We start from the raw sequence: 20,934 nt of genomic DNA on the forward strand, positions 1-20,934 counted from the left end.
GGCGACACGCAATGATCGACGCAGACGACACGAGCACGAGCACAACCGCAAGTACCGGCACGGGCACGAACGCGCCCGAATCCGGCAATCCGTTTTCGTCGCTGGAGCACCGGCGGCACCAGATGTTCCCCCGCCTGTCCAGCGCGGAGATCGGCAGCGCGAGCCGTTTCGCGCGCCGCAAGCTATTCAGGGCAGGCGAGCGGATCTTCGAAACCGGTAGCGTGGCCGACGGACTGCATATCCTGCTGAGCGGCCACGTGCGGATCGAGACGCGCGACGCGCAGGGCCGCACCACGCTCGTCACCGAACACGACGACGGCCATTTCATGGGCGAGATGGTGCAGCTCACCGGCAAGCCGTCGCTTGTCGACGCCATCGCGCTGACCGATTGCGACACGCTGGTGCTCAAGCCGGAGCAACTGCGCTCGCTGATCGTCGCGGATGCGCAGCTTGGCGAGCACATCATGCGCGCGCTGATCCTGCGGCGTCTCGGGCTGATCGAGCAGGGGCTCGGGCCGATCATCGTCGGCAATGGCGACGATGCGCGTCTCGTGCGGCTGCAAGGTTTCCTGCGCCGCAATGCGTATCCCGCGGCCGTCGTCGATGCGCGAAACGATGCGGAGTCCGTACGGTTTCTCGCCGGGCTCACTTCGACGCCCGAAGACTTTCCGCTGGTGTTCTGCCCGGACGGAACCGTCCTGCGCGCGCCGGACGAAATGGAGCTTGCCACGCGGCTTGGCCTCGTGCCGACGTTCTCTGCGTCGCAGTGCTACGACATCGCCATTGTCGGCGCCGGGCCGGCAGGTCTCGCGGCCGCTGTCTATGCGGCATCGGAAGGGCTCTCGGTGGTGGTGTTCGATCGCCGTGCGCCGGGTGGCCAGGCGGGCGCGAGCGCACGCATCGAAAACTATCTGGGCTTTCCGACCGGCATTTCGGGGCAGGCGCTCGCGGCGCGCGCTTTCCAGCAGGCGCTGAAGTTCGGCGTGCACATCGCCATCCCGACGGCCGTCGACTGCATCGACCGCACGTCCGGTCGCTTCGCGCTCACGCTCTCCGACCGGCAGACTGTGCGCGCGAAAGCGGTCGTGGTGGCGAGCGGCGCGGCCTACCGGCGGCCTTCCGTGCCGGGCTTCGAGCACTTCGAAGGCCGCGGCGTCTACTACTGGGCGTCGCCCATCGAGGCGCGTCTCGTGAGAGGCCAGGACATCGTGCTGATCGGCGGCGGCAATTCGGCGGGGCAGGCCATCGTGTTTCTCGCGGGCTTCGCCAGAAGCATCCGCGTGCTGATTCGCCGGGACAGCCTGGACGCCACCATGTCGCGCTACCTCATCGACCGGATCGGCGCCTTGCAGAACGTTTCGATTTGCGCACGCTGCTCGCTTGAGTCGCTGGAGGCGAGCAACGGCACGCTCGAACGCATTCAGGTCTGGCATGCCGACGCAGGCAGCGAGCGCATCGAGACCCGGCATCTGTTCCTGTTCATCGGCGCCGACCCGAAAACCGACTGGTTGACGTCGACCGGCGTCCATCTGGACGAACACGGTTTTGTCATGACCGGGCCATCCGGCATCAACCCGGATACGGGCTGCCTGCCGCTTGAGACGAATGTGCCGGGCCTCTTCGCCATTGGCGATGTGCGCTCGGGCGCGGCCAAGCGAGTGGCTTCGGCAGTTGGCGATGGCGCGGCGGTGGTGGCGCAGATTCACGCCTGGCTTGGCCGGTGCGCGGAGCAAAGCAGCGCATCCTGACGCTTTGCTCAATTGCGCCTTACGGTTCGAGCAGGCGCTGCAGGCGCAGCTCTTCCAGGTCGAGTTCGGACTCGATGCGATGCAAGACCGCGTTGTCGACCTTGCCGTCGCGGTGCAGGTCGAGCAGCGTCGTGCGCGATACCCCCACCAGTTCGAGTTCGACGCGCAGGAAACGCGCGCGGTCTTCGACCCGTTCGATGCCCGACATGTGCGCGTCCTGGTTCGCGCTCACGCGGATGCGATATTCGGCGCGCAGACGCTCCAGCGTGGTGTGTTCGACAGCGGATGCACGTTTGCCGATCGCCTCAAGCGCGGCCAGCGACGCGCCGAACGTTTTCGCGCGCGCTTCGTGCTCGGACATCGTATGGCGTGCGGCCGGGCGCAGCTTCAGCATCCGGATGAGTGGCGCGAGACTGCCGCCTTGCACGACGAGCGTCGCGATGATGAGCAGGAAGGTGCTGAACACGATCAGGTCGCGGCCCGGGAAACTGGCGGGCAACGCAATCGCTGCGGCCAGGCTGACGACGCCGCGCATGCCGGCCCAGCCGATCACGACGGCCTCCGCGAACGACCACGGCTGGCCGCCGGTGCGCCTTGCGCGCAGCTGGCTCGGGAGCCAGACCGCGGCGAACACCCAGACGAGGCGCGCGGCGATGGCCGCCGCGGTCGCGGGCAACGCCACGCGCAGGCCAGCCGCGAGCATGGCGCCTTCGTGATGCACGCCCGCGAGAATGCCGTGCAGTGCGAGGCCGATCAGGATGAAGACCAGCGCGTCGAGTACGAACACGATCGCTTCCCAGGTCGCCTTGGCCTTGATGCGCATGTCCGCGTCGAAGACGCGATGCTGGCGTACGCCAAGCACGAGACCGCAGGTCACCACCGAGAGCACGCCAGAGCCGTGCACCGCTTCGGCGATGCCATAACTCGCCCACGCCATCACGAAGGTCACAACGATGCCCAGCATCGGGTCGCGCAGACGCGGCAGCACCCAGCACATCGCCTGGCCGCACGCGAGCCCGACCGCGACGCCGATCAGCGTCAGCGTGAAGAACATCTGCGTTGCGCTGGCGGCGGTGATGGTGGCCGCGAGCGCGGCGGAAATCGCCATCTGATAGATCAGCAGGCCCGATGCGTCGTTCACGAGGCTTTCGCCTTCGAGCACGGCAACCAGTCTTCCGGGCAGCGGGTGGCGCTGGAGGATCGCCTTCGCGGCGACCGCATCGGGCGGAGAGACGATCGCGCCAAGCGTGAAGCACGCGGCCCACGGCAGGGCGGGATTGAAGGCGTGCACCGCAACCGCAACGGCCACGGTCGTAAAGGTGACCGCACCGAGCACGAGCGAGGCAATGGTGGCGAGTTCCTGCCTGAACTCCTTCCATGCCGTGTAGAACGAACTCGACATCAGCAGCGGCGGCAGCACGGCCGCGAGCAGCAGGTCGGGATCCATGTCGGGAACGCGTTTGCCCGCGACCGCAATGACGCAGCCGCCCAGCAGGAGCACGACGGCAGGCGGGATCGAGACGCGCTCGGCGAGCCACGTGAGTGCGCCCGCACCGCAGATCAGCAGCAGGAGGTACTGAAAAAGCTCGACGTTATTCATGGGCGTGCCGCAAGCCTATGTCGAGCGCAAGCAAGGGGATGGCGCTGCGTCACGATGCTGGCTGGTCTTTTGCGGCGGCTTTGGATACCTGGGCGCCCGGCAGCGAGCCGAACATATGCTGGCCGCACTTGGCTTCGCGCCATGCCGCGCGCGGCTTGTCGCCCGAGAGCATGCGGCGCGCGAGCGGCAGGATCTGCTCGCCAGCCAGCATGCCGAGCAGCCCCATCAGCGCAATGATCGGCGGAGCGGGCGACTGCACGCCGATTGCATAGTAGACGACGCCGATAAGCACACCGGCGAGCAGCGACAGGATATAGGGCTTCATAAAGCGAATCTCGTGAATGACCGGTTCAATGGAAAAACCGAAAAACCATTGCGCCTCAGTTTTCCCGGAGCGTAGCGGGTTTTAAGAAGCGGGAAAAGCTGCATTCAGATTATTTAAGGATAAATTTTCTGGAGCCGGATTAATTCTATTTTTAAGTTGTTCAAGTGCCGCTTTAGCGTGTCAAATATGCGCAGCTGGCTGACTGACTCGCCAGCGCAATACACTCTGGTCACCCTCGCGGCCCTCCCCGTGGGGCAGCGCCTCCCTCCCGGTTCAAAGGAATCCTTTGTCATGAGCAATCCTAAACTTGAAGTTCTCACCCCGCACAACAGCCAGTTGATCATCATTGACCAGCAGCCGCAGATGGCCTTTGGCGTGCAGTCGATCGACCGCCAGGTGCTGAAGAACAATGTCATTGGGCTCGCCAAGGCTGCCAAGGTGTTCAATGTCCCGACGACGATCACCACCGTCGAAACGGAAAGCTTCTCGGGCTATACGTACCCGGAAGTGCTCGACGTGTTCCCCGACCACAAGCTGCTTGAGCGCACGTCGATGAACTCGTGGGACGACCAGAAGGTTCGCGACGCGCTCAAGGCGAACGGTCGCAAGAAGGTGGTCGTGGCTGGCCTGTGGACAGAAGTCTGCAACACGACGTTCGCGCTGTGCGCGATGCTCGAAGGCGGCTACGAGATCTACATGGTCGCCGACGCTTCGGGCGGTACGTCGAAGGACGCGCACGACTACGCAATGCAACGCATGATCCAGGCTGGCGTCGTGCCTGTCACGTGGCAGCAGGTCTTGCTTGAGTGGCAGCGCGACTGGGCGCACCGCGAAACGTACGACGCAGTCATGGCGATCGCGAAGGAACATTCGGGCGCCTACGGCATGGGTATCGACTACGCCTACACGATGGTTCACAAGGCCGCGCAACGCACGGCCGAGCCGCACGAACTGCTGGCAGCGGTGCCCGCGAAGTAATCGCTTTCGCCGCGATGGCGCATGCCTCAGCGTGGCGTTCCGTGCGAACGCGGCGCTGGGGCGTGCCCACGAGGACTGACGTTTTAAGCGTCCGGGCATGGCCCGGTGCAGTCGGAACGACAGGAAACAATGGGCGAATGGCGGACAGGATTTAAAGGTCAGGATAGCTGATTACCGTTGCGCAGGATGCGTAGCGACCCGGCATGACGGGCCCGGATGCAACGCGCCGTTTTTTTCTCCTTCGAAGAGCTTGACCTTATGGAAACGTATCTCGTGTCGCTCGGTGCTGGCGCGCTCGCCGGTGTGATCTACAGCGCCATCAAGGTTCGTTCGCCGGCGCCGCCGCTGGTCGCCCTTGTCGGCTTGCTGGGCATGGTGATCGGCGTGCAGGCCATCCCGGCGCTCAAGCCGCTGTTCGGTTTTTAATCGCAGTACGTGAAGCGAGGAAACGCACATGTGTGCCACCGCTACCCATCCCGATCTCATCCTGCATAACGGCCGGTTGACGACGCTCGACCGTTCGAACCCGCTTGCCACCGCCGTCGCGATTGCCGATGGCCGCTTCGTGGCCGTGGGCAGCGATGCCGAGGTCATGCCGCTTGCGGGCAGCGCGACTCGCGTCGTCGACCTGGGCGGCCGACCGGCGCTGCCAGGCCTGATCGACAATCACTTGCACCTGATTCGCGGCGGCCTGAACTACAACATGGAACTGCGCTGGGACGGGGTTCGCTCGCTCGCCGCTGCCATGGACATGCTCAAGCAGCAGGTCGCGATCACGCCCGCGCCGCAATGGGTGCGCGTCGTCGGCGGCTTCACCGAGCATCAGTTCGAAGAGAAGCGCCTGCCGACCATCGAGGAACTCAACGCCGTCGCGCCCGATACGCCCGTCTTCATCCTGCACCTGTACGACCGCGCGCTGCTCAACGCCGCGGCGCTGCGCGTCGTGGGCTATAACAAGGAAACGCCGGAGCCGCCGGGCGGCACGATCCTGCGCGACGGGGCGGGCAATCCCACCGGGCTGCTGCTCGCCAATCCCAATGCGACGATTCTCTACGCGACGCTCGCGAAGGGGCCGAAGCTGCCGTTCGAGTATCAATACAACTCGACGCGCCATTTCATGCGCGAGCTCAATCGCCTGGGCGTGACCGGCGCCATCGACGCGGGCGGCGGCTCGCAGAACTATCCCGACGATTACGAAGTCATCCGCAAGCTCCATGAAGCGGGCGAGATGACGGTGCGCATCGCGTACAACCTCTTTACGCAGAAGCCGAACGCCGAAAAGGAAGACTTCCTGAACTGGACGGGATCGGTCAAGTACCACGATGGTTCGGACTACTTCCGGCACAACGGCGCGGGCGAGATGCTCGTGTTCTCGGCGGCCGACTTCGAGGACTTCCGCGTGGCGCGCCCCGAGCTGCCGCCCGGCATGGAAGGCGAGCTTGAAGGCGTGGTGCGCGTGCTCGCGCAGAACCGCTGGCCGTGGCGTCTGCATGCCACCTATGACGAGACCATCAGCCGCGCGCTGGACGTATTCGAGAAGGTCAACCAGGACATTCCGCTCGCGGGCCTCAACTGGTTCTTCGACCACGCGGAAACCGTTTCCGAGCGCTCGATGGATCGCATCGCGGCGCTAGGCGGCGGCATCGCCGTGCAGCACCGCATGGCCTACCAGGGCGAATATTTCGTCGAGCGCTACGGCGCGAAGGCTGCTGAAGCCACGCCGCCGGTCGCGAAGATGCTTGAGAAGGGCATCAAGGTCTCCGCTGGCACCGACGCCACGCGCGTGGCGTCGTACAACCCGTGGGTGTCGCTCGCGTGGCTCGTGACCGGCAAGACGGTGGGCGGCCTGCGCATGTATCCGCAACGCAACCTGCTCGATCGCGAAACGGCGCTGCGCATGTGGACGGAGTACGTGACCTGGTTCTCGAACGAAGAAGGCCGCAAAGGCCGCATCGCGGTCGGGCAACTGGCCGACCTGATGGTGCCCGACCGGGACTTCTTCGCGTGCGCCGAGGACGATATCGCCACCACGTCGGCCTTGCTTACGGTGGTTGGCGGGCGGATCGTCTGGGGTGCGGGCCCGTTCTCGCAATACGACGCGCCGATTCCGCCCGCCATGCCGGACTGGTCGCCGGTGCGCCAGTATGGCGGCTATGGCGGCTGGGGCGCGACGCAACGCGAGGGCGCGCCGCTCCAGCGTGCCGCGGCCGCCGCGCTGTGCGCCTGCGCGAACGCCTGCGACCTGCATGGCCACGGCCACGCGAGCGCATGGGGCAAGACGTTGCCGACCTCGGACGCCAGCGGCTTCTGGGGCGCGTTTGGCTGCTCCTGCTGGGCGGTTTGACATGTCGGCGCTGAGCGGCAGTGGCAATCCCGCATGGGTTCGTGCGCTGCTTGCGCAGGGGTGGGTCGCGCCGCTCATGCGCCTCGCGCTGGTGTCCGCGTACCTGATCGGCGGCGTCAACAAGGCGCTGCACTTCGACAGCGCGATTGCGGAGCAGGCGCATTTCGGCCTGCATCCCCCCGCGCTGTGGGCTGCGCTCGCGATCGCGGTCGAGATCGGCGGTTCGCTGTGCGTGGTGCTGCGTCGATTCACCTGGCTTGGCGCGGGCGGACTCGCTATGTTGACGGTCGTGGCGATGCTGGTCGCCAACGACTTCTGGAACCAGGCCGGCACCGCGCGTTTCATCGCGCTCAACAGTTTTTTCGAGCATATGGGGCTGATCGCGGCGCTCGTGCTCGCGACCCTGCTTGCCGATGTCCAGCCTGCATCCGGCAGCCGCCGGGCATGATTGACCGGCAAACTGAAACATCAAGGAAATCTCGTTATGAAAGCACTTCGCCCTGTACTCGCTGCCCTGATGATCGCGGGCAGTCTCCTGGCCGCGCCCGCCGCGTTTGCCAAGCCGCCGGCAGCGCCGACGCTGGCGCCGTGGGTCGCGGTCGGCCCGCAGTACGACACGACCCACGTGTATGTCGCGCCGGAAGATTTCGACCGCTTCACGGACAGCTTCGTCGCGACTTTCGGCGGCAGCAAGTCGAAGCAGGGCGTGTTCCAGGTCACGCCGACGCCGAGCCAGACGATGTCGCAACTCGTCTTCACGCCGTCGGGCACGATTTCCGTGTTCGGCTTCAAGACGCCGGTGCCCTGGCCGTTCGGCGCTGAGCGCACGGGCTATCTCGTGACCGACATGGACGCGGCGGTGAAGTCGGCGCGTGCGCTTGGCGCAGACGTGATCGTCGATACGTTCCCCGATCCGATTGGTCGCGACGCAGTCGTCACGTGGCCGGGCGGCGTGAACATGCAGCTCTATTGGCATACCCAGGCGCCGAAGTACGACGCGCTGCAGACCGCGCCGGAGAACCGCGTGTACGTGTCGCCGCAAAGCCTGCACAAGTTCGTTCACGCCTTTGTCAACTTCTCGCACGGCAAGGTGGTATCCGACGAAGCCAACGCGCCGGGCGTCGAGATCGGGCGGCCGAACGATACGTACCGCCGTATCCGGATCGAATCGGGCTTCGGCAAGATGACCGTGCTCGTGACCGACGGCCATCTGCCGTATCCGTTTGGCCACGAAATGACGGGCTACGAAGTGCCGGATCTCGCCGCGACGCTGGAGAAGGCGAAAGCCGCGGGCGTGAACGTGCTGGTGCCGCCGTTTGCGTCGGAAGGCCGCAATGCCGCAATCGTCCAGTTCCCGGGCGGCTATATCGCCGAGATCCACGACCGCGCCGCGAAATAAGGCATGAGGCATGAGGCGAGGGCGTGAGCCTCGCCGCCGTCGCTGGCCTGGTCGACACACTGAGCGGCGTCGCGACGCGCGGGCTGTTCGCCGCGCGCGCGGCGTGAGAACCGGGCCGCTGCATCCCATCACAAACCGGTAACGGCAAGAAGACTCATGGTATCGAGCAAGAGGGGCGGGTGGCGCTTCGAGAGGGCCGCCGGCGCGACGGCTATCGCAGGGCTGTTGCTGGCGGGCGCGGATGCGGCGTTCGCGCAGGCGGACACACAGACAGATACACAGGCTGTCGCACAAACGGACTCGCAAACGGACTCGCAAACGGCCGCACAACCCGCTGCATGCAGCGCCAAGCGTCCTGTCGTGATGTTCAACCGCTGGCAGGAGGACTGGTCTGTACTTGCCAATCCCTGCGTGCCGCGCGCGCCGCTCGACGGCCTCAAGTACATGCCGCTGGGCGGCGATCCCTCGTCGTATCTTTCGCTCGGCGCGAACCTGCGCGAGCGCATCGAAAGCAACAACGCGCCGTTGTTCGGCATCGGCTCCGCGCAGTCGGACACCTACCTGATCCAGCGCGTCGAGGTGAACGCCGACGCGCATCTCGGCCAGCACTGGCAGTTCTTTGTGCAGCTTGAGGATGCGCGTGCGTTCGGCAAGAACTCGGTGACGCCGGTGGACAAGAATCCGCTCGATATCGAGCAGGCATTCGTGACCTATACCGGCGCGCTCGGCAGCGGCACGGTCAAGGTTCGCATCGGCCGCCAGGAAATGGCGTTCGACTTGCAGCGTTTCATTTCCGTGCGCGATGGCCCGAACGTTCGCCAGGCGTTCGACGCTGTCTGGGCCGACTACGAATACGGGAAATGGCGTTTCATTGCGTATGCGACGCAGCCCGTGCAGTACCGCGACGTGAGCACCTTCGACGATGTGTCGAACCGTGACCTCACCTTCAGCGGCGTGCGTTTCGAGCGCCAGTCGGTGGGGCCCGGCGACCTGTCCGGCTACTGGTCGCGCTATAACCGCAGCAACGCGCGGTTTCTCGATGCGAGCGGGCCCGAGCGGCGCGACGTCTGGGATCTGCGTTATACCGGCACGCATGAGCGCTTCGACTGGGACGTCGAAGGCATGCTGCAGACGGGCACGGTCGGCAACAGCACGATTGGCGCCTGGGCGATCGGTTCGATCGCGGGCTACAAGCTCGATTTGCCGTGGGCGCCGCGCATCGGGTTGCAGGTGGACGCCGCTTCGGGCGACCGCCATCCCGGCGATGGCCGGGTCGGAACGTTCAATCCGTTGTTTCCCAATGGCTACTATTTCACGCTGGCCGGCTATACGGGCTACTCGAACCTCATCCACGTGAAGCCGTCCATCACGCTCAAGCCGAGCGCGAATCTCGCGCTGCTGGGCGCGCTCGGTTTCCAGTGGCGCGAGACGACGGGCGATGCGGTCTATCAGCAGGGCAGCCAGGTGGTGCCGGGCACAGCGGGCAGGGGCAGTCTATGGACGGGCATGTACGTCCAGTTGCGTGCGGACTGGACGATTGCCGCGAACCTCATTGGCTCGATCGAGGCGGTGCACTTTCAGGTAGGCAACACGATCCGCCAGGCGGGCGGCCATAACGCCGACTATGCTGGCGTCGAGCTTAAGTATGGGTGGTAGATGTCGGGCGCAACGCAAATCCTTCATCAAGATCTTGGCTGACACGCTGTGTGTGGTCGCTCATTCGCGCGTTGCTTAAGAACCCCAAGCGACTGAGCGAACGCACAACATGAATCACTCCGCGGCCCACGTGGCGTTGACCCGGTCTGCGGCCACGGCCAGCGTGGCGAGCGCCAGTGCAGGGCTGCTCGTGCCATTTGCCAGGCCGAGATGATGACTGCGTGCCTGAGCCTTGTCCTGCCAGAGCCGCTCCGCGAGCGTCACGATTTCCTTGCGCGTCGCGTTGCGCTGGTCGGCGTCGCTGACGAGACCATAAGGCGCCACATCGGGCTGTACGGCAACTGATTGCGTGTGCACCTTTTTCAGCGCATCGCAAGCTGTTTTGTGACCGTCGCGCGCTACGGCTTGTCCCTGCACGATCATGGTGTCGTCGCCATCGACGATATGGTTCGAACCGTGAAGCGGACAGCTGACTGTGTCGTTGCGGCGCGCGATGCCGCGATTCTGCACCGACGACACCGCCGACGCGCTCGTGACCGTGCCGCCATGGCTGTGCCTGTCGCCAAGAACGATGAACGGCTTCGACATGAATGGGATCTCCTTGCAGCGCGGACGCGCGAGGCATTGACGCCGCGGAATGCGGACAAAATTACTTATTTATGGATCGATTTAAACTGTATTGAAAAAACGATTCAGAATTTATTGCCTGGATTTCATTATTGCGTTCAATGCCGATTCGTCAAGTTTCAACTCTCGACGGTTTTTAGGTAGCCGAAATTGGAACACTGATCTAGAATCCTGGCAATGTAATATTTGTAGGATTAAAGAATGCGCTTCGCATGAAGATCGAGTTATCCAGTTGGTTTTATTCATTTTTTTCTAGCCAGTGCGCATAAGGGGTAAGGCTGAAAGCCGTTGCAGGCGTGCGCGTGTTGCGAAGGCGTGGTCACGCTTCTGGCATCAGTCGATTAAATTCAACTAGAAGAATACAAATCCTGGGAGTGCGGGGGTCGCATGGTCGCTATTACTGAATTGGCGTCGTACTTTGGCACATTCAATCGGCTGTATTCGCTCAAAGGCGACAGTGCGCTTGCTGCGCTGCAGATCGAGCGATGGAGCGGCACCGAGTCGCTTTCCGCGATTTACGAATGGGATATCCACGCACTCGCGACAGACCCTGCACTGGATCTCGACGCGATGCTCGGTCAACGCGCGTCGATCCAGACCTCGCTCGCCGATGGCAGCATGGCGTCGCGCAGCGGACTGGTCGCGCAAGCCGAATGTCTCGGCTATGACGCGGGGATCGCGCGGTACCGGCTGCAACTCGTGCCTTGGCTCGCCGTACTCGACCAGGCGCGAGACCAGCGCACGTTCATGAACCAGACCGTCGCGCAAGTGCTCGACACGATGTTTGCCCCGTATGCGGACATCGCCAACTGGCGCCTGAGCGCGATCTATCACGTGCGCCAGCGCCCGGAGAGCTTCGGCGTACTGGTCGCGACGCCTTCGCAGGTGTACGAATGCGTGCGCGGCGCGTGGGCGGCGCATGACGGAGCGGCTGCGGCGGCATCGCGGGTGGCGCTCGACGCGCTGGAGGCGGCCGGGCTGCTGAGCGCTCCGGCCAATGGGTAGCGGGATCGTCAGGTTGACCGAGGCGGCAACAGGTTCCGTGCCGCATAACCAGAGATGGATTACATGATTTTGGACGTCACGCCGATCAGGCGGATAGGTCGATGGATTGCGATGCTCTCGTTCGCGCTGGTTGCGGCGGCGTGTTCGCGCGCGGACGATGCGAACGCTCAAGCGGCCGCACGCGTCGTCACGCCCGCGAGCGCGGTCGCGGACGGCGATGCGCTCGACCTGAATATCAACGCGCTCAACTACACGGATGTGCCCATCGATCGCTTCTACGTCAATGACGTTCTTGGCGGCGTGGTCCGTTCGCGGCTGCACAGTTCGGGCATCGGCACGCGTTGCTGCGTGAGGCTTCCGGCCCGATGGCATGCGGGGTTGACGGTGACGGTCGAATGGCGCGACGCCTTGATGTACCGGAAAGACCCGGCGTCCACGGTAAGCCGGGTCGTGCCGGTCGAGCCCTACGACTTCAATTCCGACGGCTACGTCTGGGTGCTTTTCATGCCCGACGACAAGATCAAGGTGTATGCCTCGTCGTGGATGCCGGGCTTCGCCGGGTTTCCGGAAGGCTTGCAGCCGCCCGATCGTGCATGTCCAGGCCATTTCACACTACTGAATAGCGATCCGCGTTGCCCGGCGCCTGACCAGGGGATCAAGCCATGAGCTTTCGCTTCGCTGCGCCGGAGCGCGCGGACGCCAACGTGGTCACGAAAGAGGAGCAGGACGCGATTCTGCGGCGACTGCACGACGACGATGGCATGAGTTGCTGCAAGACGCTGCATATCGGCTTTTTCTTCGATGGTACGCGTAACAACGCAGATCGCGATCGCGCGGGGCAAAGAGACAGTAACGTGGCGCGTCTTCACGCCGCGTTTGCCGCGGACACCTGGCATCAGGCTGTCTATGTCACGGGCGTGGGGACGCCGTTCGTCAACGAGGTGGGCGACCAGGGCGTCGGCTTGCAGGCGGCCGCCGGTGCTGCGGCAGGCTGGGCCGGCGAGGGGCGAATCAACTGGGCATTGCTGCAACTCCACAACATCGTGCACACCCAAGTCTTCGGTCAATCGCTGAGCGTTGCGCTCGGCAAGAAGGACAAAGACCTCGCCCGATCCATCAGCGTCGATCTGAACTTCAAGGGCATCGATCTGGGAGGCACGCCGCCCCAACCGGGCAGTATCGGCGATATCACTGCGCGTGGCAGTTCGGGCGTGGGCGCGCTCAAGCTGATCGACAGTTCGCGGGACGGACGCGAGGAAATCGTTTATCCGGGCGTGCATTCCGATGTGGGCGGCGGCTACGGGGCAGGCGAACAGGGGCGCGGCACAAGCGACGCCGACAAACTCTCGCAGATTCCGCTCGTCGATATGTATCGCGCGGCGCGCATCGCGGGCGTGCCGCTCGACTTCAGCGCCGCGGGCCCTGAAGTTCCCGCTTCGTTCAAGATGTCGCCGGGGCTCAAGACCGCCTTCGCGAACTACGTCAAGACGACTCAGGGCTACTACTCCAACAAAGAGTACGGCACCGCGGGACTGATGCGCGCGCACTACGGTTTGTATCTGCGCTGGCGCCGGATGCGGCTCGACAATCTGCGCGCGCAGCCCGGCTTCAAGGCCGCCACCGCCGCCTATCCGCAGGACGGCGCGGACCTCGACAGCGCCAACGAGTATTTCGACGGCGGCGGCGCGGTATACGGCAAGTACATCAACGCGCAGCAGCTGGTCGACGTGAAGATGACCCAGCTCATCGACAACTGGCAGCGCACCACCGCCGACAACATCATGGGTGGCGGCCTGTTCAAGCGGACGCCGGAAATTCCCCGCTATTACATGTACGGGTTCCGGGACTGGTTTGAGAAACGCACGCTGGTCAAGTGGGAGATCGTCAAGTGAAATGGCTCGCCTCGATGTTGTCGGTATCGATATTTTTTTCTGGGGTGGCAAACATGGCATTGGCAAACGACCATCGCGGACGTTTTGAAATCAGCGACAGCGCGGGCACGATCGATCCCGAGCCGCCCCTGGTGATCCGGGTCGACCATGACAGCGTCACCTGTTTTTCAAGGGGCCGCGATCTGAACTTGCTGCCGCAGTCCGACTATTCGGGCATCGGCAAATTCTCGGCGCGGATCAGCCCTCAGTACCGGCAATGGATCGATCAGGTTCAGGGGACGCTGGGCAGCCGCGCGATGCCCGACCGAATCGCCATGAATAGCGGGCCGATCCTCGGTTTCCGGTTCGAGCGGCAAGGGCACAGTTATGCGGGCACCTACGACTTCAACTACGGCGAGCAGTTCGACAACAAGATCAGCGTGCTCTACAGTCTCGCGCGCGACCTCATCGCGCATGGCACGCCGGAAGTAAAGATTCGCCCCACGCTGGCGATGCGTTCGGCGGCCGACGCGCTCGTCGTCGATCTCACATTCGTCAACGAGGGCGCGCAGGACGTGATCGTCGACGGACCGCACAACTGGTCGCCCACGCTTTACTTTCCCGTTGCGGAGTATGTCCAGGTGGGCGCGATAGGCCAGCAGGACGATCCTGACACAGCGGGGGTCGGCTTTGCGCTCCGGCTTGCCGAGGCGCAGCTGAGCCCGCACTCGCGTCGTTACGCGCAGGAGATTGCCGTGAAAGCGGGGCAATCGGCGCGGCTCGAATTTGTCGTTCCGCACAGCGCGCTGACTTTCGACACGGACTCCACCGCGCGCCATGTGAAGACAGGCCACTATCGCGTGTCTGGCACGACGAAATTTGCGATCCGTGCGCCCTCGGACATGACGGGCCGCGTATTCACGCCCATCGATGGACAGACCGGCATCGAACTCCGCGCCCCCCGACAACGCAGCCGATGCCGCGAACTAGCTATCGCGGTCGGCGCGAATGGGTTGCTACGCGGCGAAACAGCACCGAACCGCTACAAGCCGCCTCCGCACATCGCGCTCGACGATGCGCAAACGGTTTGAGAGGATTTTGATGAAATTCAGGAAGTCGATGTCTGCGATGGCCCTCGCTTCCACAGCGCTGTTCGCCGCATGCGGCAAGGCCGATGATGCATTGCTGGCGAAAAAACATACGGTGTGCGTGAGCGGCTATAACGAGTACCCGCGCGCGCTGTACCGTTTCTGGCTGGACAGCGCACATAAGTCCGGCTGCTTCGGCAATCCATCGGGGCGCGAAGCGGGCGAGACGTACGGTGGCGGCGGCGGGTTTGCCTGCGGCTGCAGTATCACGCCGGGCGAGAAGGTCAGGCTGGACTGGACATTCGAGCAAAGCCAGGCCGAACGCGACAGCGGCGCCGGGCAACAAGGCAAGACCATCGACGTGACGATTCCGCAGCCGGAGTCGGCAAATTCGCAATATCTGCGCGTCTATTTCCGCAGGAACGGCACCGCCGATCTGCAATGGGTCGACGACATGGGTGCGCCGACTTTGCCCCCCACGCCGGAACACTAGGATCATGGCCGAAATGAATACGCGCTTGATGCAGAAAATCGGCACGGAGCCCAATTCGTCTTAAGGCGTGACGCTCTCGCTCAACTCAAACCCCTCATCCACCCAGCCCGTGACGCCGCCCGTCATGATCTTGACCGGGCGCCCGAGCTTCGCCAGCCGGATCGCGCCGCGCGTGGCGCCATTGCAGTGCGGCCCCGCGCAGTAGGTGACGAAGAGCGTATCCGCGGGATAGTCCGCAAGCTTCGACTCGACGATCTTGCCGTGCGGCAGGTTCACGGCGCCCGGCACATGGCCGCGGGCAAAGAGCGCTGGGCCGCGCACGTCCAGCAGCACGAAATCGGGCGGCGTGGCCGCCGCGAACGCGGCGCGCACGTCGGCGCAATCGGTTTCGAAGCTCAGCGAGGCGCTGAAATGGGCGAGCGCCTGGGCGCTCGGCGCGGCGGGGACTTCGGATACGGATGACATGCGTGGCTCCTTGTGCTTGTGTCGATGGCTGCCATTTTCCCGTCCGGACGACGCCGGCGACAGTGGCGCGATTGCCAATATCCGGTAACATCGCGCCATGTCCGAATCTAATGGCCAATCCGCTCATCTTGTCGTGGCGCTCGCCTACGACCGTCTCTGCACGTTCGAATTCGGCTGCGTGACCGAGCTGTTTGCGCTGGAACGGCCCGAGCTCGACGTCCCCTGGTATCGCTTCGCCGTCTGCGCGGCCGAGCGCGGCCCGTTGCGCGCGGCGGGCGGGATCACGGTGTCCGCGCCCTATACGCTGGCGATGCTCGATCGCGCGCAGACGATCGTGATACCGGGCTGGCGCGATCCGGACGAGCGGCCACCCGAAGCCCTGCTCAGGAAACTGCGCGCCGCGTACGCGCGCGGCGCGCGCCTTTGCTCGATCTGTTCCGGCGTGTTCGTGCTGGCGGCGGCGGGGGTGCTGGACGGCAAGCGCGTGACCACGCACTGGCGCTACGCAGAGCGCTTGCAGCAGCGCTATCGCGAACTGCAGGTCGAGCCCGACGCGCTCTATATCGACGAAGGCCCCTTGCTGACTTCGGCGGGATCGGCGGCGGGCATCGACATGCTGTTGCATCTGGTGCGCCGCGACCACGGCGGCGCGGTGGCGAACCGCGTGGCGCAGCGGCTGGTCGTGCCGCCGCATCGCGAGGGCGGCCAGGCGCAGTTCGTGCCGCGCCCCATGCCGCGCGACGAGGCCAGCCCGCTTGCCAGGCTGATGGACTGGGTGCGTGAGAATCCGCGCATGGAGCACAGCGTGGCGTCGCTGGCCGCGCACGCGGCGATGAGCGCGCGCACGCTGCAGCGGCAATTCCTGGACGCGACGGGCATGGGCCCTTACGCGTGGGTCGTGCGCGAGCGCGTGAATATCGCGCGCGACCTGCTCGAATCGCGGCCCGACCTGCCGATGGAGCGCGTGGCTGACCTTGCGGGCTTCGGTTCGGAAGAATCGTTGCGGCGGCACTTTCGCCGCATTGCGCTGACGAGTCCCGCCGCCTACCGCGAAAAATTCGCACGCGGCCCGCGCGCGCAACGCTGAAGATTCCGATCGATCAGTATTCCAGAACGATCTTGCCGAAGTGGCCGCCTGCCTGTTGCAGCCGGAACGCATCGGCGATGCCTTCGAGCGGGTACGAGCGGTCGATCACGGGCTTGACGCCGGTTGCATCGATGGCGCGCACGAGATCGACCTGATGCTGCCTGCTGCCGACGATCAGGCCTTGCAGACGCTGTTGCCGCCGCATCATCGTGGCCGTCGGCACGGGGCCTTCGATGCCGGTCAGCACGCCGATCAACGCAATGTGGCCGCCCACGCGCGTAGCCAGGATCGACTGTTCGAGCGTGCCGGGGCCGCCCACTTCCACGACGTGATCGACGCCCTGGCCGTTCGTGTAGTCCAGCACCTGGCGCGACCATTGCGGTTCGCGGCGGTAGTTGACCAGATGGTCGGCGCCCAGTTTCTTCGCGCGTTCGAGTTTTTCATCGGATGACGATGTTGCGATCACGGTCGCGCCCATCGCCTTCGCGTATTGCAACGCGAAGATCGACACGCCGCCCGTGCCCAGCACCAGCACCGTTTCTCCCGCCTTCAACGCGCCATCGACGACGAGCGCGCGCCACGCGGTCAAGCCCGCCGTCGTGAGCGTGGCCGCTTCGGCGTGCGTGTAGCCGCGCGGGCTGTGCGTGAATGCCGTGGCGGGCGCGACCACGGCCTCGCGCGCGTAGCCGTCGACGCCGTCGCCGGGCGTGGCGGAGAAGTCGGGGATCGTCGGCGCGCCGTCCAGCCAGGGCGGGAAGAACGTCGAGACCACGTGATCGCCGACGGCGAATTCCGTCACGCCAGGCCCCACGGCTTCGACGACGCCCGCGCCGTCCGACATCGGGATGCGCCCATCGGCAGCGCCCATGCGGCCGAGCACGACGCCCAGATCGTGATAGTTGAGCGAACTCGCGTGGATACGCACGCGGATTTCACCGGCTTGCGGATCGCTGGGCGCGGCGATATCGACGAGTTTCAGGTTATCGAGCCCGGCGGGCGCGACCAGCTTGATGGCTTTCATAGGGTTTCTCCCAAAACAGACACCAGACGAAGCATAGACGCGCCTTCGCGAGCGCGGCATCGAGCATGGCTGCGCGGTGCATCCAATTGTTTACGTAGGGCGAAATGATTAGCTATTGACAAATAAAATCGGCCGATCCTATGATGCGCCCACGGTAGCCGGAAAGTCGCTGGCGAGCGGGCAGGGCGATGTTGCGATGCAATATCACTGCCTCTCGCCGCCCATGGTTGCCGTCGTCGGCCCGGGTCAAACCGGGTCGCCACAAAGGCGCGTCAGACGCCGCTATCCCAATGTTTGGAGACAGGCTCATGCCTCAATCGATCGTCACGGACGCTGCGTCCGAGTCTGCATTCGTCCCGCACGCCGCCGCTTCAGGTGCGTCCGGTGCTGCGGCGTTGCAAGCCAGCGACGACCTGCTGTATCGCAAGGTCGCCTGGCGCGTCATCCCGTTCCTGTTCGTCTGCTACGTCGTGTCGTTTCTCGACCGCATCAATATCGGCTTCGCGCAGTTGCAGATGAAGCACGATCTCGGCTTTAGCGATGCGATGTACGGCCTGGGCGCCGCCGTCTTCTACGTGGGCTACGTGCTGTGCGAAGTGCCCAGCAACCTGCTGCTCGCGCGCTTCGGTGCGCGCCGCACGTTCATGCGGATCATGCTGCTCTGGGGCATTGCGTCGACCTGCATGATGTTCGTGCATGCCCCCGCGCATTTCTACGCACTGCGTTTCCTGCTGGGCGTGTTCGAGGCGGGCTTCTTTCCCGGCATCGTGCTGTACCTGACCTACTGGTTCCCGCCGCGCCGGCGCGCCGCCGTGTTCTCGATCTTCTTCGCGGGTGTGGCCGTGGCAGGCGTGCTGGGCGGGCTGGTTTCAGGCTGGATCATGCGCGACCTGAACGGCGCGATGGGGCTCGAAGGCTGGCGCTGGATGTTTGCCATCGAAGGGCTGCCCGCCGTGCTGCTCGGGTTGATGGCGGCGTTCAAGCTCGTGGACGGCCCCGCGCAGGCGCGCTGGTTGAGCGACGCGGAAAAAGCACACCTGATCGCGCAACGTGACGGCGATGTTGCACAGGAGGGCCAATCGCACGCGCATTCGTCGCGCGCATTCCTGGCGGCGCTGGGCAATCCGCGTGTCTATCTGTTCGCGTTCATCTATTTTTCGCTGACCTGTGCATCGCTCACGCTGAACTTCTGGATGCCGCTGATGATTCGCGACTTCGGCGTGCATGACGTGCTCGCGATCAGCCTTTATACGGTGATTCCGAACGCGGTGGGCGCGGTGGGGCTGATGCTGATCGCGCGCCGCTCGGATCGTGGCGGCGAGCGCCGCTGGCATTTCGCGGCCTGCACGATGGGCGGCGGCATTGCGCTGGCGTCGCTCACGCTGCATCTGGCGAGCTTTGCCGCGATGATGGCGATTCTCTCGGTCGCAGCCGTGCTGATCTTTGCCGCGCTGCCGATTTTCTGGGCCGTGCCGCCTGCGTATCTCTCCGGTAAATCGGCGGCGGGCGGCATTGCGTTGATCAGCAGTATCGGCATTACGAGCGGCATCGTGAGTCCGTGGGCAATCGGCCTCATCAAGACGCATACGGGCAGCATGGACAACGCGCTGTATGCGCTCGCCGCACTGCTTGCGGTGAGCGGCGTGGCGCTGCTCGTTGGCGTGCCCGCTGCGAAGGCGGCGCGACGCGAGGCTGCGTGACGCAGCTCAAGCGGGCAAGTCTTCGATCGAGTCGACGCGGTCGGGATAGAACGCCAGATGATCCTTGATCTGCGCGACGGCGTCGTAGGGCGCTTCGTAAGTCCAGATCGCGTTGATCGAGCGCTCGCCGCCCGGCACGATCGAGTAGTAGGAGCAGTCGCCCTTGTAGGGGCAGTAGGTGCGGTGATCGGTGCGCGCGAGCAGGGCCATATCGGCGTCCTCGCGCGGCACGTAAATCACTCCGGGGTAGTTCGCCTCGCGCAGCACCAGCGCGCGGCGCGTATCGGCGACGGTCTTGCCCGCGACCTTCACGACCACACGCGACGGATTGCGCTCGATGGTGATGGGGTGGTCGGGGCCGGGGATCTTGACGGGCTTCGCGGTCATGGCGGCGTTCCTTTCCGTTCGACTGGAGAAGGAACCTTACTACAGTGGCCAGTTACGCGCTGGAGAGGGCTTGAGGTGGGGCGTAGCGGCTGGACGGCTCCGTGCCGTCCCAGCCGCTGCGCGGTTGCGCTGCCGCTTACTGCTGCGGCGCGCCGTTCCAGGCGGGCAGCGTCGTGCCGTGATAGACCGCCAGAATCTTCGCCGCGACGTTGGCCTGCTGATAGCTCGCGACGAGGTCGCGCACCCACGGCGCGTTGGCGTCTTTCTCGTTGACGGCGATGAAGTTGCGATACGGGCTGCCGTCCACTTTCTCCTGCGCGATGCGTTCCTGCGGAATGCGGATACCGGCCTTGATCGCCCAGTCGGTGTTGATCACGGCGGCGTCCAGGTCGCCGATGGCGCGCCCGACGATCCCCGCGTCGAGTTCCTTGATCTTCAGTTGCTTCGGATTGCTTGCGATATCGCGAGCGGTGGGCAGCAGGCCGACGTTGTCGCGCAGCTTGATGAGCCCATACGATTGCAGCAGCAACAGCGAGCGGCCTTCGTTGCTCGGATCGTTCGGCACGCCGATGGTCGCGTCGTCGGGCAGCGCGGCGACCGACGGGTGCTTGCGCGAATAGAGGCCAATCGGCTGCACATAGGTGAAGCCCACGGGCACGATCGCATAATGGCGGGCGGCAATCTGCGCATCCAGATAAGGCTTGTGCTGGAACGAATTGGCGTCCAAGTCGTGCTGCGAAAGCGCCGCGTTGGGTTGCGTGTAGTCGCCGAACGTCGTCACCTTGACGTCGATGCCGTGCTGCGCGGCGTTGGCGGCGACCACGCGCCACACGTCCTCGTCCTCGCCCGACATGATGCCCACGCGCACCGTGTGCTGCGCCGCTGCGGCGGACTGGCCGAACGGCACCAGCGCTGCGCCGGCGATCAGCGCGAGGGAGGCCAGCCCCGATGCCAGCAGTGTTCTCTTGTTCTTGTTCATGGAAGTGTGACCGTGACGTGGTGAAAGATGGGGCGATGCTAGGGGGCGCCTGCGTTGCCGCCAAACAATTTCGCGCGCGTTGGTTATCGCAGGGATCGTCATAAGCACATGACGCAGCGTGCAAAGCGCCTTCCCACAAGCGTTTTTCTCTTGCATGGCGC

General features: G+C 64.6%; 19 protein-coding genes and 2 pseudogenes. 14 read left to right on the top strand and 7 right to left on the bottom strand.

Annotation, left to right across the window (positions count from 1 at the left end):
• Nucleotides 1–11: 11 nt before the first annotated feature.
• Complete coding sequence (locus BBA01S_RS24230) at nt 12–1,748, top strand: FAD-dependent oxidoreductase (RefSeq protein ID WP_027818713.1); 1,737 nt, start codon at nt 12–14, stop codon at nt 1,746–1,748.
• Between the two features lie 19 nt (nt 1,749–1,767).
• On the opposite strand, the gene BBA01S_RS24235 is transcribed toward BBA01S_RS24230, so the two are convergent.
• Nucleotides 1,768–3,348, bottom strand: a complete 1,581-nt coding sequence (locus BBA01S_RS24235) for a cation:proton antiporter (RefSeq protein WP_027818714.1) — start codon at nt 3,346–3,348, stop codon at nt 1,768–1,770.
• 49 nt (nt 3,349–3,397) lie between these two features.
• Entirely contained in the window at nt 3,398–3,673 is a 276-nt protein-coding gene (locus BBA01S_RS24240) for a XapX domain-containing protein (protein ID WP_027818715.1), read from the bottom strand.
• Between the two features lie 291 nt (nt 3,674–3,964).
• On the opposite strand from BBA01S_RS24240, the gene BBA01S_RS24245 reads away from it, so the two are divergent.
• From BBA01S_RS24245 to BBA01S_RS24275, 6 genes are all read left to right on the top strand, one after another.
• On the top strand, nt 3,965–4,651 hold the full coding sequence (locus BBA01S_RS24245) for a hydrolase (protein WP_027818716.1): 687 nt from the start codon (nt 3,965–3,967) through the stop codon (nt 4,649–4,651).
• Between the two features lie 258 nt (nt 4,652–4,909).
• Nucleotides 4,910–5,077, top strand: a complete 168-nt coding sequence (locus tag BBA01S_RS42490; RefSeq protein WP_042297817.1) for a DUF1427 family protein — start codon at nt 4,910–4,912, stop codon at nt 5,075–5,077.
• A gap of 28 nt (nt 5,078–5,105) precedes the next feature.
• Nucleotides 5,106–6,995 (top strand): amidohydrolase, encoded by a 1,890-nt coding sequence (locus BBA01S_RS24255; RefSeq protein WP_027818717.1) that lies wholly within the window; start codon nt 5,106–5,108, stop codon nt 6,993–6,995.
• Nucleotide 6,996: 1 nt separating this feature from the next.
• On the top strand, nt 6,997–7,443 hold the full coding sequence (locus BBA01S_RS24260; protein ID WP_027818718.1) for a DoxX family protein: 447 nt from the start codon (nt 6,997–6,999) through the stop codon (nt 7,441–7,443).
• Between the two features lie 36 nt (nt 7,444–7,479).
• Nucleotides 7,480–8,394, top strand: coding sequence for a VOC family protein (locus tag BBA01S_RS24265; RefSeq protein WP_027818719.1), 915 nt, complete (start codon nt 7,480–7,482; stop codon nt 8,392–8,394).
• A 156-nt stretch (nt 8,395–8,550) separates the two neighbouring features.
• Nucleotides 8,551–10,050 carry an alginate export family protein gene (locus tag BBA01S_RS24275; RefSeq protein ID WP_027818720.1) on the top strand — a complete coding sequence of 500 codons (1,500 nt, stop codon included), beginning with the start codon at nt 8,551–8,553 and terminating at the stop codon, nt 10,048–10,050.
• 363 nt (nt 10,051–10,413) lie between these two features.
• Here BBA01S_RS24275 and BBA01S_RS47010 read toward each other — a convergent pair.
• A pseudogene (locus BBA01S_RS47010) lies at nt 10,414–10,638 on the bottom strand (PAAR domain-containing protein); the annotation flags it as partial.
• A gap of 426 nt (nt 10,639–11,064) precedes the next feature.
• On the opposite strand from BBA01S_RS47010, the pseudogene BBA01S_RS24285 reads away from it, so the two are divergent.
• From BBA01S_RS24285 to BBA01S_RS24305, 5 genes and pseudogenes are all read left to right on the top strand, one after another.
• Nucleotides 11,065–11,538, top strand: a pseudogene (locus BBA01S_RS24285) (contractile injection system protein, VgrG/Pvc8 family); the annotation flags it as partial.
• Nucleotides 11,539–11,745: 207 nt separating this feature from the next.
• Nucleotides 11,746–12,348: a DUF3304 domain-containing protein gene (locus BBA01S_RS24290; RefSeq protein ID WP_042297819.1), complete on the top strand. Its 603-nt coding sequence runs from the start codon at nt 11,746–11,748 to the stop codon at nt 12,346–12,348.
• On the top strand, nt 12,345–13,574 hold the full coding sequence (locus BBA01S_RS42500) for a DUF2235 domain-containing protein (RefSeq protein WP_052391864.1): 1,230 nt from the start codon (nt 12,345–12,347) through the stop codon (nt 13,572–13,574). Before BBA01S_RS24290 ends, BBA01S_RS42500 begins: the two co-directional genes overlap by 4 nt.
• Nucleotides 13,571–14,644: a hypothetical protein gene (locus tag BBA01S_RS42505; RefSeq protein ID WP_156966062.1), complete on the top strand. Its 1,074-nt coding sequence runs from the start codon at nt 13,571–13,573 to the stop codon at nt 14,642–14,644. The genes BBA01S_RS42500 and BBA01S_RS42505 overlap by 4 nt, the downstream gene beginning before the upstream one ends.
• Nucleotides 14,628–15,134: a hypothetical protein gene (locus BBA01S_RS24305; RefSeq protein ID WP_245641567.1), complete on the top strand. Its 507-nt coding sequence runs from the start codon at nt 14,628–14,630 to the stop codon at nt 15,132–15,134. The genes BBA01S_RS42505 and BBA01S_RS24305 overlap by 17 nt, the downstream gene beginning before the upstream one ends.
• Before the next feature lie 60 nt (nt 15,135–15,194).
• Here BBA01S_RS24305 and BBA01S_RS24310 read toward each other — a convergent pair whose 3' ends face one another.
• On the bottom strand, nt 15,195–15,599 hold the full coding sequence (locus tag BBA01S_RS24310; protein WP_027818724.1) for a rhodanese-like domain-containing protein: 405 nt from the start codon (nt 15,597–15,599) through the stop codon (nt 15,195–15,197).
• A gap of 97 nt (nt 15,600–15,696) precedes the next feature.
• Here BBA01S_RS24310 and ftrA point away from each other — a divergent pair, with 97 nt between their 5' ends.
• Nucleotides 15,697–16,686, top strand: coding sequence for a transcriptional regulator FtrA (gene ftrA, locus BBA01S_RS24315; RefSeq protein ID WP_027818725.1), 990 nt, complete (start codon nt 15,697–15,699; stop codon nt 16,684–16,686).
• Nucleotides 16,687–16,699: 13 nt separating this feature from the next.
• Here the strand turns inward: ftrA and BBA01S_RS24320 are convergent, their stop codons facing one another.
• Nucleotides 16,700–17,707 (bottom strand): zinc-dependent alcohol dehydrogenase family protein, encoded by a 1,008-nt coding sequence (locus BBA01S_RS24320; protein ID WP_027818726.1) that lies wholly within the window; start codon nt 17,705–17,707, stop codon nt 16,700–16,702.
• A 308-nt stretch (nt 17,708–18,015) separates the two neighbouring features.
• Between BBA01S_RS24320 and BBA01S_RS24325 the strand changes: the two genes are divergently transcribed.
• A complete protein-coding gene (locus tag BBA01S_RS24325) occupies nt 18,016–19,407 on the top strand; it encodes an MFS transporter (RefSeq protein WP_027818727.1) in 1,392 nt (463 codons plus the stop codon).
• A gap of 6 nt (nt 19,408–19,413) precedes the next feature.
• Here the strand turns inward: BBA01S_RS24325 and BBA01S_RS24330 are convergent, their stop codons facing one another.
• Together BBA01S_RS24330 and BBA01S_RS24335 are read right to left on the bottom strand one after the other, a co-directional pair.
• Nucleotides 19,414–19,794, bottom strand: a complete 381-nt coding sequence (locus tag BBA01S_RS24330; RefSeq protein WP_027818728.1) for a DUF427 domain-containing protein — start codon at nt 19,792–19,794, stop codon at nt 19,414–19,416.
• Nucleotides 19,795–19,930: 136 nt separating this feature from the next.
• The gene (locus BBA01S_RS24335; protein ID WP_042297789.1) at nt 19,931–20,773 is read right to left on the bottom strand and encodes a MetQ/NlpA family lipoprotein; all 843 of its coding nucleotides are present in this window, start codon (nt 20,771–20,773) and stop codon (nt 19,931–19,933) included.
• Between the last annotated feature and the right edge of the window lie 161 nt (nt 20,774–20,934).

This window comes from Paraburkholderia bannensis NBRC 103871 (assembly GCF_000685015.1).
GTDB lineage: Bacteria > Pseudomonadota > Gammaproteobacteria > Burkholderiales > Burkholderiaceae > Paraburkholderia > Paraburkholderia bannensis.